Here is a 14,414-nt window from a genome sequence, read left to right as displayed (position 1 = left end):
ACTTTACCATGAAAAAGACAATCATTGCCCTTACGCTTTCGCTGCTGTTAGTTGGCGCAAGTTTCGCCCAAACCCAGAAACCCGCAAAAGCGGCCAAAAAACAGGCTAAGGCGGCCAAAAAGATGGATCACAGCAAAATGGACCATAGTAAGATGGACCACAGTAAAATGAAGATGAAGAAAGATTCCTGATACTCACGCACCCAGACAACGCGGCCCGGTCAAGCACTTGACCAGGCCGCGTTCGTAACAGATTATTTCGACCCTTTATGGGTTTATCTAAAAAAACGAACCGCCGGAGCGGTCCGGCAAATTTGTCACCGGTTAGCTGTACCTTTCTGAACACTAAACTTTTAAAAAGTTTGGTGTTCAACTTATGGCAAAAATTAGAGCCAGATGATAGGTTCAATAATTTTTCTCGTCTTCGCTTTATGACACCAATTTTTTGAACCGTAAGCAAGAGTAAATGAGATAGTTAAGTAACGAGGGCCGTTCAAACGACTGCAACGGCGGACCGTGAAAAAAGTACTTTTCTGCCAAACTATCCAATATAATCAAATTAATGACCACTACATCCACTCAAAAAATTTGCGCGGTTCTGATTGGAGTTGCTATTTATTCTTCTTGCAGCCGTCCAATTGCCTATTTTCAGCGAGAAGCGTCGTCGTCGTTTGCTACGCCTAAAACACAACCAGTGGTCCTAGCAACTCCTGTACAGGCCGCTGCAACACCGATAGAGACTCGAATGCAGGTTGAGTCGGCCCCTGTACAAATTGAAGCCCATCTCCCAAATGGGGGCAAAATGGCAACAGCCACAAAGCTGAACGAACGTATGATCCGGGTAACGTATTTGTTAACTCTCCAAACGCTCAAACCGACAGCAACTCACCCCCCACACAAAGCGACTCTTGTTGAAGGATTGATGCTCAGAAAAGTAAACAAAAAAATTGGTCGGCATCTGGCACCCAGCAAGCCAGAAAAGGCAATGATTGCTAAACGGGTACGTTTGATTGGCGGCCTTGTTCTGTTACTGGGGGGTGTACTGTTGATACTATCGGGTAGTGGCCGTCAATTAAACGGCACGGTTGGTTTTATTGGTTTGTTTGTCTTACTGTTTGGTATCGTTGGCGTGATACTTGGTCTCTTCGGAGAGTAAGAACGTGGGATTATTAACACCATTGGGTGTGTTTGCCGTTTCGTGCAATATCTGTCACTTGGACGGCCCTAATTATCAAATACATTGATTGTCAATAGGGTTCTCGTTGCAAATGCGGCCCCGCATTTGCAACGAGAACCCCTGTACGCAATAAGAAAAAAAACGTTGCTTGCGGGCTAAAAAAAACAAAGTTCAACCGTAAAAAAGGCCAATTACAATGCGTGATTGGCCTCTTTTACGGTTGAATCAACTAAAGCTTTCTAAGCTTGGGTTAACCGTTCATAGTGTTGATGACAGGCATCGGCGCATTTTTGACAGGCTTGGGTATTTCTGCGGAAAAGTACACAATTCGTCATTTGACTGATCGAGAAGGTCTGGACAAGGAAAAGTTTAACAGAGCTTCCAAATCAAAAGCCATTTCGAGGGTTTCAGTATCGGTGAAATCATATTCACCTCCCAGATTGATGTGATGCCAGGTATGGGTTGACGATTGTAAGATGGTACGCAACAACTCCTGCCGTTCATTTTCCGTCGAGCATTGCCGTAACCGCTCCGATAGATACAGCAGATTGTAATAATTGATGGCATTCATAATGACCACTTTGCTACCAGTGGCAATTTGCTGCTCCCGATCAGTTTGCCAGCCCATAGCCTGATTGTTACCCAGAGTAACTGCACTACTAAACTTGTTACTATGCTCCATTTGGGTGAGCATACCCTCAACAGTAGCTCGCAGGTCAGGTTCATGCACGTAACGCAGGATATAATCGGTTTTGTAGAGCCGCCCCAGGTTTTTCAAGGCTCGGTACAGGGGATGTTGGCGGCTGTAAGAGTTGAGTCGCTTTAGCAATGTCGAGGCTTGTACATAGCCCAGCTTAATACTGGCCACAAACCGCAGGATATTATCCCATTGCTCGATTAACTGTTCATGATCAATGCGCATATTCGGGACAATTCGATAACCCAGTTCCTTATAACTGGCTACTGAATCGAGACTGTAGAGACGTTGCCGGTGAATCGTCACAAAGCGAGGTCGTAGTTCAACACCAATAAGGCCGGTAATGGCAAAATTGACTTCCGAAAAGCCGTGCATATCTGTAGCATGAGCCTGAGTTTGGATCACGTTATTATGCAAAATAACATCCAGAACGTAAGGTGATTCCCGTTCGGCCGCGTTAAAGACAACGGTGTACAGTAACTGGCCAGCTTCATCCAAGCCCGAGTAAATGACGACGCCTTCACCATTGCCAAAATACTTATAGGAAGCCGAAGCTCTCAGAGAAGGCGTCGAGACGTCATACTTTTGGCCATCGCTTGCCGTGTGTACAAACCCCTCTTTACGACGAAACAATTCTGTCAATGGTAAGGCCTCGCTGTGGGAAAGAATGCAGTCAATGGCTTCTAGAGTCATCTCAGGTGAGAAGTATTGGGTAGCCACCCGCTCCAGCGCGTTGACCGAGATGCTCTTGGAAATCAGAGCCATCTTGCGAATACCAATGTTTTCCCCGTAACCAATGAGAGCGGCCAGCAACAGGCGCTTATCCGGCCGGGTCGGCTTACTAGCAAAGCCTTGATGTCGAAATTTATTCAGAAAACCCGTCAGTCGGTCAATCTGTAACAGTACGTCCCGAAGTGAAATGACCTGGCTGGCAGGATACAATAGTCCTACCGCAGCCTGTTGCTGTTGCTGGTCTTCCTCTGCCCGGTAGCGGTGTAGGTGCCAGCCGCCATGCGCATCAAAATAAACCTGTGGGTTAGTCGGTAGCCCTTCGTTAGTCTTTTTGAACTGCTCATTTAGTGGGTTATTAATAGCCAACAACGTTGGAGCTGGTTGACTGACGGCAAGCAAGTTCGCCCGTTTGAGGTAGTCTTGACGGTATTGTTGCCACTGCTGGAGTGGAATCTGATAGTCATCGACAGAACGATACTCGTAGGAGGAAAGTACCGTCAGCGTACCGTCCCGCAGGGCATCCCGCACAGCACGAAACAAGAAGATCTTATAGAGTGATACCCGTAGTTTCCCCTTCTCAGTATACACGTGCTGCCTCTCCAGCAGATCCAGAAACTCCACCGGGACAGGTGAGTTCGCTGACAGTTCACCCTGACGTTGCTGATAATACTGAACCGCTGTCAGCAGATGGGGATGAGACGTTTGCTCATCAAAGGTCAGCGTTTGCACGATGGCTGAAACCCGCAGTTGTAAGCGGAAGGAGGCTTTTTCCAGAGCCAGATAGTAATCGCTGCGTTCCTGAACCGGCTGATTGATTCCTTGCAACTCAACCACCCGCTGCTGGTCGGCCAATAGCTCGGCAGGGGTCATTTTTCGGCGGGATAAAGTAGCCCGAATCTGCTCCACTTTCTGGTGGTCATCTATCGTTGCCTGGTCAATGATCCGCTCGATATGGGTGAGTGCGTCAATGTGCTGGGCAGAGCGTCGGCTAACCTGGCCAACCAGACTGGCTGTAGCCTGTCGGCTTTGATAGTATTCCTGCTTCAGCTTTTCCTCACAATCCGCCAACAGCCCACTTACTGCCTTATTCAGCGTCAGAATCAGGGCATCGCCTAAAGTGAGATATTGATGGGTGATGAAGGACAGTAGCCGGAGGTAGCGTTCATAAAGCCGCTCAACCATATACGTCGATGGATTATCCAGTACATACTGGGCATAATAGCGCAACGTATCATCGCTTAGGTCCAGACGGACAATTACTGGGGCCAGTGGCACAAAAAGCTGCTTGAGCTGGTTGAACAGGGCCACCCGCTCGGCGATGGCTTTGGGCTGCATGGATTGAGGAATCTGTTTGAGTTGGGTCAGCGGATAGCGGGCTGGCCGACCATGCCCAGTGTATAGGGATGAGTTATCCAGCAAGTTATCGAGTAGTGCCATTTCCGAGACCGTCAGATGTTGCTCAATTACGGTTTGTAAGTGCTGGTCAAAAACGTCCAATGCTCCGGCAATAATCTCGCGTAGTGTGTTGTAGGGAGGTAGTTCAATTCGTCGTTCCCTCAACCAACTCACCAAGGCATCTAGCATGAGAGAAGGGCGCGTTTGCATGTGCGTCAGGCGCCGAGCTTCCTCAATTAATGCTATCCGGTGTTCAATCTCAAACGACTGATAGCCCAATCGATCCAGGATTGTCGTTCGATGGCGATACATCGTTCGATTATGCCGATAGTCCTCTATCTGCACATCGGTTAACGGAATATTTCGGCGACGACAAACCCATTCCAAATCAGCGGCAGGAAAGCGGTCTGGTATGAAAAAACGAGTCACCACCCGGAAGTAGCCCAATTGTAAAAGAAAACCAATTTTATTAGTGGGGGAATGGATGGCCTGGACGTAATTCTCTGCCCATTGGGGAATATCCACTAAAATCAGCCGTTCGACAGCGTTAAGACGTGGGGGCATATCAAAGCGTAGCCGCTCATCTGAAGAAAGAAAATCGCGTCTAGGCATTAGAAGTAAGTCGTAAAGTCCGATTCAAGTAGGTTCAAAAAGCCATACCTTTCTGAACCTGTCCCTGGTTTCATCCTCTACCGCTGCAACACACCCAAAAATAGGGTTCAGAAAGTAGGTTCTAAAATAAAGAAGGCTTTATCTTTATGACACTGACTTTTTGAGACTATGAACAAACTTTTTGGTTACACCCGTGTCTCGACGCTAGATCAAAACTTAGACACCCAACTGGATGCTCTTCACAAAGCGGGTTGTGATGAAATCTTTCAGGATAAGATCACCGGTGTCAGCACGAGCCGACCGGCTCTGAATACCCTACTGACCCAATTACGCCCCGGTGATACAGTGATGGTAGCCCGTTTCTTTCGATTAGGTCGAAGCCGGGATCATTTGATTAGCTTGCTGGGTGAGTTTGCCCGGAATGGTATTCATTTCAAGGCGTTGGATCTGGGTGTTGACAGCACCACCGCAGCTGGTAAGTTAGTCTTGCAGATCTTCTCAGCTTTAGCCGAGTATAATCGGGAAAGTATCCTAGAGAAAACCAGGGCGGGTCAGTTGCTGGCCAAGGCAAAGGGTAAGCACATTGGTCGTCCTACCGGACTGGATGCCGAGAAGTTTGCCAAGGTTAAAAAAGCATTGGAACGCGGCCTATCGGTGGCCGAAACCGTGAGTCTAACCGGCATCAGCATGTCGAGTGTGAAGCGGTATCGAAAACAGCTTGAAAAAACGTCTTTGTAATTATCGCATGTCCCTAGCATTCAAACAGTCATTTTTCAAATAGAGCGTATGCTTTTGAATAAACCAGAGCTGATCCTACAGATACCGACGTTTATATAAGATCATAGGGCTACTGTTCATATCCAAACGAGCATTAATAACGAAATACTCATCCGAAGCGATAAATGTCATTTCTTGCTTTCTTTGTGAATGGGTATTGAGCAGCTTTCATTTCTCGCGTTAGCCATTCTGGTTGTCGCCTTTCTATATTCCTCGGTCGGTCACGCTGGCGCATCTGGCTACATTGCCGTTATGTCCCTATTTGGCCTTGCACCAGATGTAATAAAACCCACTGCTCTAATTTTAAATATCCTGGTCGCCTGCATCGGCACATGGCAATTCTGGCGGGCGGGCTACTTCTCTTGGCGGCTCTTTTGGCCATTCGCCATGCTGGCGATTCCAATGGCGTTTATTGGGGGATACATCAATCTCCCAACTCATGTTTTTAAGGTGCTGGTAGGCATTATTTTGCTTTTCACAGCAGCCCGTTTTCTTCTACGTCCTATAGATGATTCTGTAGCCAATGAGCCACCGCGTCCGGTGGCAATCCTGTTAGGTGGTGTGCTTGGCTTGTTATCCGGCCTTACCGGAACGGGGGGTGGTATTTTTTTGACCCCTCTCTTACTATTTATGCGATGGGCAAAAACAAAACCTGCTGCTGCGGTGTCTGCATTCTTTATTCTGGTCAACTCAATTTCTGGTCTGTTGGGAAATGTTAGTAGCACCCGCTTGTTTCCCTCATACGCAATTTTTCTAGCTATTGCGGCCATTATAGGCGGCACCATAGGATCATACTACGGGAGTCAACGACTCGAACACATCACTATCAAACGCCTTTTGCCTATCGTACTACTTATCGCGGGAGCTAAACTAATTTTCACCTAGCCAGGGTTTCGGAGCGAACTGAACCCTGCTTTGTTTACATGCATACACCGTTTATAGTTGAACAAAGTAGGCAAAAAGAAAGCCCCAAAATGAGGCTTTCTCAATTCATGGAACAGCGCACACTTAATCGCTGCACGGATCGGGGCATTCCGAACAATCAGGGCAACAAGCAGCATAGGCTGCGGGCACGAACGCACCCAATGTAGCGATCATCGTCACGACAATCAGAAACTTTTTCATGGGGCACCTGCTTTAATCATGGGATTTTAGACGAACACATTGGGTTTTGTCGTTCAAATGCCAAAGGGAACAGTGGTTCTGGCGGATGCTTTGCGCATCAATCATTATTCCTTTCTATCTTTGCCTTATGAAGTTTCTGGCAATCTTTTTGGCCTTTGTTGTTGTGTGGCTCTCCGTTGCTCCGCAAAGTGCCGAATTATGCCAAAAATCTATGGCAAGTACGGAAACGTCCTGTTGCGACGGTGGCCACTGTGCGACGACTGAAACCGGGCAATCCGGCAAAGCAGACGACACGCCTAAAGGAACAAATGATTGTTGCCCTGGGGGAATATGTAGTCCCTTCCAAATGTGTGCAGGCTGTTCCATTGTTAAGATGGAAGTATTCCAACTTCCTGCACCGCTGTTTGCCCTAGTTCAGAAAGAGAAAGTTCGCTCCAATTATACCGCTTCGGCTTCCCACTTTATCGGCGACTTTTTCCAGCCGCCCGAATGGATGATTTGACCTCCGCACGAGTTCAAATTTTTAATCATTCATTCAAATTTTCATCATGAAAAATTTCATTTCGGCGGTTCTTTCCGCCCTGTTTCTATTTGTATCGGTAAGCTCCTTTGCAACCGAAGCACCAAAAAAAGCTAAAACGACTTGTAGCCAATCGTCTTGCAGTTCGACAGGCTGCAATTCAGCTACCACGTCGAAAGCTGCTACGAAGAAGGTTGCCACTGCGAACAAAGTCGCTTTCGCGGCAAAAAGCAGTAAAGAGGCTTGCCCTAATACGCCTGGCTGCATTTGCGAGTAAGCGTTGTGGGAAATAAAAAAAGCCCGTCAGAAATGGCGGGCTTTTTCTTTGATAGTGTAATTTAATTGCCCGCCTTGGCCACTTTGGGTTTTTGATGGGTACTTGCGTCAAGACCATTGGCAAAGCAATGGGCGGCACAGGCTGAACCTTTCATGCCATCATAGACCGACCCGATTTTTTTCCCGTGGGCATCGAAAATATCGCAGGTTTCACCGGCTTTATCTTTCACCGTAAACACCAGGTTGCCGCTGGCATCGTAGAAGGTCTCTCCGTTCTTTCCCACTTTCCCCATTTTCTTGCCACTGGCATCGGACAGGGTGCCATCCGAATTAAGGAAAGCGACTTTTTTCCCGTGGGCATCCTGAATAATGCCCTCTTTGGTCACCAGCCCGACTTTTTCTCCCTGATAATAAACATCGCCTTTGGCGTTGATGAAATGCCCTTTGGAATCCTGGGGCCGCTGCGCGAAGGTAAAGGAAGCCAGAAAACTCAAGATGAGTGTGAGGCAAAAAGCTGATTTACGCATGTTGTTAATGGTTTATACCTTTGATGCCTATCAAAGGTAATCTATTGAATAACAGGATTGTTTACACAATCGGGGCTGGTTATTATAAGATTTGTGGCATTCTCTGCGCCGATAAGTGATTAACAGCGTTAACCGTGCAGTCGTACAAGTGAATTTCTAACGACCTGCTATAGTCTGGTGAAGATTTCACTGCCATAGACCACCTAATTCCGTCGCCAATTGACCGCGCCACGGTGGCCACTGCTTCTATTTCATCAAACAGATGCTAAGGTGCTGATGCAAAGAGAAATAAAGTGGTCAATTACCTGCGGAATCAACTGCTCTGGAGTTGACGGAATCGGGTGGTCAATTTGATCGTAATGACCAAGTCTGGAACTAATACGTTTCTATAACGCCAACTCTTTCTTATCTTTGCCCCGTGAAATCACTGGTCTGTCTGTTATTAAGTCTACATGTACTCGTGCTATCGGTACTCCCCTGCACCGAGGCTATCCCGTATGACCAGTCTTCAAATAAGCTTACGACTACCTTTTCGATTCACCACCAGCCTGTAGGCTCGTTCCCTGACGGCGATCTCTGCTCGCCGTTTTGTTCGTGTTCTGCCTGTCCTGCCTCGGTAACTCTCCCTCCGGCACCGCTGATGCCGCTTGAACCAACCGTAGCTTATTTACCCCTTTTTTCAACACGCTTCGCGTACTTGCCTTCCCGGCCGACCCGTTTTCCCCTTCATATCTGGCAGCCCCCCCAGCTAGCCTAAGCCCCAGTTCGCGGCTCCGGTTGGGTCAAGCCAACCGGTTTAGGTACCTTTCATTCACTCTGAATGAAGGCATTGGCTATTTATCTTTTTCATTCCCATGCTGGATTCCATCATCCGATTTTCGATTCGGAACAAACTCATTATTGGCCTGCTGACGCTGGTACTGATTGGGTGGGGGAGCTACGCGCTCCGTCGCTTACCGATTGACGCGCTGCCCGACATCACCAGCAACCAGGTGCAGGTAATTACCCGTTCCCCGGCGCTGGCCGCTCAGGAGGTAGAGCGGCTGATTACCTTTCCCGTCGAACAGACGATGGCCACCATCCCCGACATTACCCAAATCCGCTCGATCTCGCGCTTTGGTTTGTCGGTCGTTACCCTGGTCTTCAAAGACGCCACCGACCTATACTGGGCCCGCCAGCAGGTGGACGAGCGGCTATCCGAAGCCCGGGCTCAGATTCCACCTGGTACGGGCGAACCCACATTGGGGCCGATCAGCACGGGACTCGGTGAAATCTATCAGTACGTCATTTACGCAAAACCCGGTTTTGAAAAACGCTATTCACCCATGGAACTGCGCTCGATTCAGGACTGGGTCGTCCGAAGGCAACTCCTGGGTACGCCCGGGGTGGCCGACGTGAGCAGCTTTGGTGGCCTGTTGAAACAGTATGAAATTGCCGTTGACCCGGATCGGCTCCGTTCCTATGGGCTTAGCATCGGTGATTTGTTTACGGCCCTGGAAAAAAACAACCAGAACACGGGCGGGGCCTACATTGATAAAAAGCCCAATGCCTATTTCATCCGCTCAGAAGGCTTGGTGGGGAGTCTGGCCGATATGGGCCGCATCGTCGTTCGGCGCACAGTCAGGGGCGTGCCCATATTGGTTCGGGATGTGGCCCAGGTACGCTTCGGCTCCGCTGTACGCTATGGGGCCCTGACGCGCAACGGGGAAGGGGAAGCCGTAGGAGCCGTCGTCCTGATGCTGAAAGGCCAAAACGCCAATGAGGTCATTGGCCGGGTAAAAACCAAGATTGACCAGATTCGACGCACGCTGCCCGAAGGCGTCGATGTCCGCGTGTTTCTGGATCGCTCAGAGTTGGTAGGCCGGGCCATCCACACCGTCACCCGCAACCTCATCGAGGGGGCACTGATTGTGATTTTCGTTCTGATCCTGTTTCTGGGCAACTGGCGGGCGGGGCTGGTGGTGGCCTCGGTGATCCCCTTAGCTATGCTCTTTGCCATCGGCATGATGAGCCTGTTCGGCGTGTCGGGCAACCTGATGAGTCTGGGAGCCATCGATTTCGGCCTGATCGTGGACGGAGCCGTTATCATCGTCGAGGCCACCCTGCATCATCTGGCAGGTAGCCGAATAAACCGCTTGACCCAGCCCCAAATGGATGAGGAAGTCTACCAGGCCGCCAGCCGAATCCGCTCCTCGGCCGCCTTTGGTGAAATCATTATCCTGATTGTGTATCTGCCCATCCTGGCCTTAGTCGGTATCGAAGGCAAGATGTTTCGACCCATGGCGCAGGTAGTCAGCTTCGCTATTCTGGGGGCATTCATTCTTTCCCTAACCTACGTACCCATGGTATCGGCCCTGCTGCTGAGTAAAACCATTCGTCACCAGCCGACCCTCTCCGACCGGATGATGGGCTTCTTCCACCGCTTGTATGATCCCGCTATCCGGTGGGCGCTGCGCGCTAAATGGCTCGTACTGGGCCTAGCCGCCGGGCTGCTGGTGGGGGCCGGTTGGCTCTTCAGCCGCTTAGGGGGGGAGTTTATCCCCGAACTGAGCGAGGGCGATTTCGCCGTGGAACTGCGCACCCTGACGGGCTCCTCGCTTAGCCAAACCGAGGACAAGTTTCTGCAATCGGCGCGGTTGCTACTCAAGCAGTTTCCCGAAGTGCGGGAAGTGATTGGCAAAATCGGGGCGGGTGAGATTCCCACCGATCCCATGCCCATCGAAGCGGGGGATTTGATGGTCCTGCTCAAGCCCCAGTCCGAATGGACTTCGGCCGATAATCAGGAGGATTTGGCGGGCCAAATGGCGGAAGCCCTCGAAGCGATTCCCGGTGTCACCTACGGGTTTCAGCAACCCATCCAGATGCGGTTCAACGAGTTGATTTCGGGGGCCAAGCAGGACGTGGCCGTCAAATTATTCGGCGAGGATCTCACCGAGTTGCAGCGGCTGGCGGGCCAGCTTGGGCGCATCGTCCGGACGGTGCCGGGTGCCACGGATTTGTACGTGGAGCAGGTGCAGGGACTACCCCAGATTGTGGTGGCCGTGGACCGCGAGGCCCTGGCCCGCTACGGGCTGTCGGTCGATGAGGTAAACCGAACCCTCAGCGCGGCCTTTGCCGGGGAGCGTGCGGGCATCGTCTACGAAGGAGAACGCCGGTATGATCTGGTCGTCCGGCTGGCCAACCAGAGCCGCCGAAACATTGAGGACGTGCGGGCGCTGACCGTTTCGGTACCTGATGGAACGCCCGTGCCGCTGGGTCAGTTAGCGAATGTCAGCCTCAAGCCGGGGCCGAATCAGATTCAGCGGGAAGATGCCAAACGGCGGCTGACCATTGCCTTTAACGTCCGGGGTCGGGACGTGGAGAGTGTGGTTCGGGACTTACAGGGTAAAATCGACGCCCAGGTTAAATTGCCCACGGGTTACTCGCTCACCTACGGCGGGCAGTTCGAGAATTTGATCGAGGCCCGCGAACGGTTAAGTATCGCGGTGCCGGTGGCCCTCGGCCTGATCTTTTTGCTCCTATTTGTCACGTTTGGGTCCGTAAGGCAGGCAGCCCTGATTTTCACGGCCATTCCGCTGTCTGCCATCGGGGGAGTGCTGGCCCTCTGGCTACGCGACATGCCCTTTAGTATTTCGGCGGGCGTGGGCTTTATTGCCTTGTTTGGGGTAGCCGTGCTCAATGGCATTGTGCTCATGGCTGAATTCAACCGCATTCGACGCGAGCAGGGTGTCAGCGACCTCCACGAAGTCATCTATCAGGGTACGGCCGTGCGGCTGCGCCCCGTTTTGATGACGGCCACGGTCGCTTCCCTGGGTTTTCTGCCGATGGCCCTGTCCACGACAGCGGGTGCGGAAGTGCAGAAACCGCTGGCCACGGTCGTCATCGGTGGGTTGATTACAGCGACGCTGCTGACTTTATTGGTCCTGCCCATTCTGTACTACTTAGAGGAAAGCTGGTTCGGCCAACGAGGGGAAGCGGCCGACGGGGTTACCTCGCCGAAGCCAACGTCGGGCCTCACTCCCAGTTGGTTACTGATTGGCCTGTTGGCTGGTTCGCTGGTGGCCGGAGCCACGAGTGCATCGGCGCAGGTGAACACCCAGGCCCCGGTGACCCGACCTCTTTCCCTGGAAGGAGCGCTTCAGCAAACGTTTCAGAATAACCCGCTGGTTCGGGTCTCCACCTTGACGATTGGCGTTCAGCAGGCGTTACGGGGCACGGCCAACGACTTGGGCAAAACCGATGTATCGGTCTCGCTGGGCCAGTATAACAGCCCTTATGTTGACCAGTCGATCTCGGTGGGTCAGCGATTCCCTGCCCCGGCCCTCATCCGGAGCCAGCGCCGACTCCTGGATGCCCGCGTTGTCGGGGCCGAAGCCGAAGCCCGCGTGACCCGTCAGGAACTGGCCCTCCAAACCAAATCAGCGTACTACGAGCTGGTGTACCTCCGCTCCCTGCGGGGTGAGCTGCTCCGGCAGGATAGTCTGCTGCGGGCGGTGGTGCAGGCTTCTGAGGTCAGGAAACGCACCGGCGAAGGGACATTGCTGGAACAAACAGCGGCTGAAGTAGAAGCCCGGCAGCTTCAGATGGCCTTGCGGCAAAACCAGTCGGATGAGCTGATCCGGCTCCGACGCCTGCAAACGTTGCTGGGAACCCAGGCACTGCCCCAAGTGGGCGATTCGGTACTGACCGTCCGGTCTCTCCGCTTGCCGCTCATCGATTCTACCGCTCTGGTGCAAAATCCCGAACTGGCCCTGTTAATCCAGCAACTAGAACTGGCCCGGCGGGAAACGGACGTAGAACGGGCGCGACTCAAACCCGACTTCGCCCTGACGCTGACGAATCAGTCGCTGCGGGGATTTTATCCAATGGCTGACGGAACGGAACAATACTATAACGCGGCCCACCGGTTTATGTACGGACAGGTAGGTATCTCCTTTCCGCTGATTGCCAAGCCTCTGCGGGCCAGGGTCCGGGCCGCCGAATTAGGCCAGCAGCGAGCCGAAGCGAGCCTGTCTGCCCGACAGCGAAGCCTGCGGGGGGCTTACGACGAACTGGTGCAGACCTACCGCAAGAATGAGCAGACGCTCACCTATTTTCAGCAATCGGCACTGCCCCAGGCTGCGCTGATTCGACAGACGGCCGAGCGGTCCTACCGGGCGGGCGAAATCGGCTACGTGGAGCTGCTCCAAAACCTGCGCACCGTCATTGGTATTCAAACGGGTTATTTGGCCGCACTCAATGAGTACAATCAAACGGTTATCAACCTTGAATTTATCCTGGGAAGTACGCAACCATGAACCATCCATTCGTTAGTCGGCGGCTATGGCTCGCCCTATTTATCGTACTGAGTAGCCAAACGGCCTGTCAGCAAGGAGACAAATCCTCTAAATCGAGTGAAACGGCAGCTCCGGCCAAAACCGGGGAACCCGCCGAATCAAAAGAAGAAGCCGGTACGGTCGAGTTATCCGAAACCCAGTTTCAGACGGCAGGTATTCGCCTGGGATCACTGGAAACCCGAACCCTGAGTAACCTGATCCGGGTGAACGGGTCGCTTAATGCGCCCCCTCAGCAACAGGTATCCGTTTCGACGCCCTATGGGGGCATCCTGGTTTCATCCAGTCTGTTGCCCGGCACGGCCGTCCGCAAAGGCCAGGTACTGGCCGTGCTGGAAAACCCTGAATTTATCCGCCTACAGCAGGATTACTTAGAGACCAGTAGTCGATTGACCTTCCAGCAGCAGGAATACGAGCGGCAACGGGAACTGAGTCAGCAGAATGTTGGGGCGCTCAAAACGTTGCAGCAGGCAACGGCTGAACTGGGTACGCTCCGGGCCCGGGCGGAGGGGCTTCGTCAGCAACTGGCCCTGCTGGGCATTCCCTCATCCGAATTGAAAGGCGGTAAAATTAACCGTACCGTTGTCATCCGTGCGCCCATTGATGGAACGGTGACCGTGGCCGGTGTCAACCGGGGCCGGTATGTGGCGGCAAACGATGTCCTTTTTGAAATCGTCGATGCCAGCCGACTCCTGGCCCAGCTCACCGTTTTCGAGGGCGACGTGTCTCAGGTGCAGGTGGGGCAGCGCGTTCGGCTGAGTTTCGTTGGCCAAACCGGAGCTTCCCTTCCGCGTGAGTACACCGGCCGCATCCGGCTTATCAACCGGGAGACCAATGCGGACCGAACTGTGTCGGTGTATGCTTCCTTCGATCACGCTCCGGCGGGCCTGCGTCCGGGTACCTTTCTTAAAGCCGTGATCGAAACGACTTCCCAGCCGGTTCCGGCCCTGCCTGAAGCGGCCATCGTCCAGTCCGGTAATCAATCCCAGATTTTTGTGCTGGAAGAAAAAGAAGGCCAGGGAGAAGGGGTACGGTATCGGTTTCGGCCGATCCTGGTGCGGATCGGCGTAGCTGAAAATGGGTATCAGGCCGTTACCCTGCCCGCCGACCTAAAGCCGGGTAACCGAATTGTTATTACCGGGGCGTATGACCTGCTCTCGGCCATGAACAACACTGAAGAGGAAGAGGGTAAATAAGGCAACAGGCAGAAAAATACAACCCAGGCTTTCCGATTGATTCGCTGC

11 protein-coding genes are annotated in these 14,414 nt (G+C 52.2%); 8 read left to right on the top strand and 3 right to left on the bottom strand.

Translation table 11 applies throughout. From position 1 onward, the window contains the following. The first annotated feature begins 8 nt into the window (after positions 1-8). Positions 9-191 carry a hypothetical protein gene (locus tag B1C80_RS24420; RefSeq protein ID WP_012931300.1) on the top strand — a complete coding sequence of 61 codons (183 nt, stop codon included), beginning with the start codon at positions 9-11 and terminating at the stop codon, positions 189-191. 370 nt (positions 192-561) lie between these two features. Continuing rightward, complete coding sequence (locus B1C80_RS28220; protein ID WP_139361728.1) at positions 562-1,155, top strand: hypothetical protein; 594 nt, start codon at positions 562-564, stop codon at positions 1,153-1,155. A gap of 352 nt (positions 1,156-1,507) precedes the next feature. Here B1C80_RS28220 and B1C80_RS24410 read toward each other — a convergent pair whose 3' ends face one another. Further along, positions 1,508-4,612, bottom strand: a complete 3,105-nt coding sequence (locus B1C80_RS24410) for a Tn3 family transposase (RefSeq protein ID WP_077923850.1) — start codon at positions 4,610-4,612, stop codon at positions 1,508-1,510. Between the two features lie 168 nt (positions 4,613-4,780). On the opposite strand from B1C80_RS24410, the gene B1C80_RS24405 reads away from it, so the two are divergent. The 3 genes from B1C80_RS24405 to B1C80_RS28215 all read left to right on the top strand — a co-directional run bounded on the left by B1C80_RS24405 (position 4,781) and on the right by B1C80_RS28215 (position 7,016). Further along, entirely contained in the window at positions 4,781-5,350 is a 570-nt protein-coding gene (locus tag B1C80_RS24405; RefSeq protein ID WP_077923849.1) for a recombinase family protein, read from the top strand. 189 nt (positions 5,351-5,539) lie between these two features. After that, a complete protein-coding gene (locus tag B1C80_RS24400; RefSeq protein ID WP_077923848.1) occupies positions 5,540-6,274 on the top strand; it encodes a sulfite exporter TauE/SafE family protein in 735 nt (244 codons plus the stop codon). A 367-nt stretch (positions 6,275-6,641) separates the two neighbouring features. Next, positions 6,642-7,016, top strand: a complete 375-nt coding sequence (locus B1C80_RS28215) for a hypothetical protein (RefSeq protein WP_139361727.1) — start codon at positions 6,642-6,644, stop codon at positions 7,014-7,016. Between the two features lie 33 nt (positions 7,017-7,049). Here B1C80_RS28215 and B1C80_RS24395 read toward each other — a convergent pair whose 3' ends face one another. Continuing rightward, positions 7,050-7,301, bottom strand: coding sequence for a hypothetical protein (locus tag B1C80_RS24395; RefSeq protein WP_077923847.1), 252 nt, complete (start codon positions 7,299-7,301; stop codon positions 7,050-7,052). A gap of 71 nt (positions 7,302-7,372) precedes the next feature. After that, a complete protein-coding gene (locus tag B1C80_RS24390) occupies positions 7,373-7,837 on the bottom strand; it encodes a 5-fold beta-flower protein (RefSeq protein WP_077923846.1) in 465 nt (154 codons plus the stop codon). 418 nt (positions 7,838-8,255) lie between these two features. Between B1C80_RS24390 and B1C80_RS29025 the strand changes: the two genes are divergently transcribed. The 3 genes from B1C80_RS29025 to B1C80_RS24380 all read left to right on the top strand — a co-directional run bounded on the left by B1C80_RS29025 (position 8,256) and on the right by B1C80_RS24380 (position 14,366). Next, entirely contained in the window at positions 8,256-8,594 is a 339-nt protein-coding gene (locus B1C80_RS29025) for a DUF6660 family protein (RefSeq protein WP_369822737.1), read from the top strand. A gap of 97 nt (positions 8,595-8,691) precedes the next feature. Further along, positions 8,692-13,134 carry a CusA/CzcA family heavy metal efflux RND transporter gene (locus B1C80_RS24385; protein WP_077923845.1) on the top strand — a complete coding sequence of 1,481 codons (4,443 nt, stop codon included), beginning with the start codon at positions 8,692-8,694 and terminating at the stop codon, positions 13,132-13,134. Then, complete coding sequence (locus B1C80_RS24380) at positions 13,131-14,366, top strand: efflux RND transporter periplasmic adaptor subunit (protein WP_077923844.1); 1,236 nt, start codon at positions 13,131-13,133, stop codon at positions 14,364-14,366. The genes B1C80_RS24385 and B1C80_RS24380 overlap by 4 nt, the downstream gene beginning before the upstream one ends. Positions 14,367-14,414 lie beyond the last annotated feature (48 nt).

Origin of the sequence: Spirosoma sp. 209 (assembly GCF_002006735.1) — a bacterium.
Classification (GTDB): Bacteria; Bacteroidota; Bacteroidia; order Cytophagales; family Spirosomataceae; genus Spirosoma; species Spirosoma sordidisoli.
Note: the sequence above shows the minus strand (reverse complement) of the source record. Positions and strands in the feature narration are given on the sequence as shown.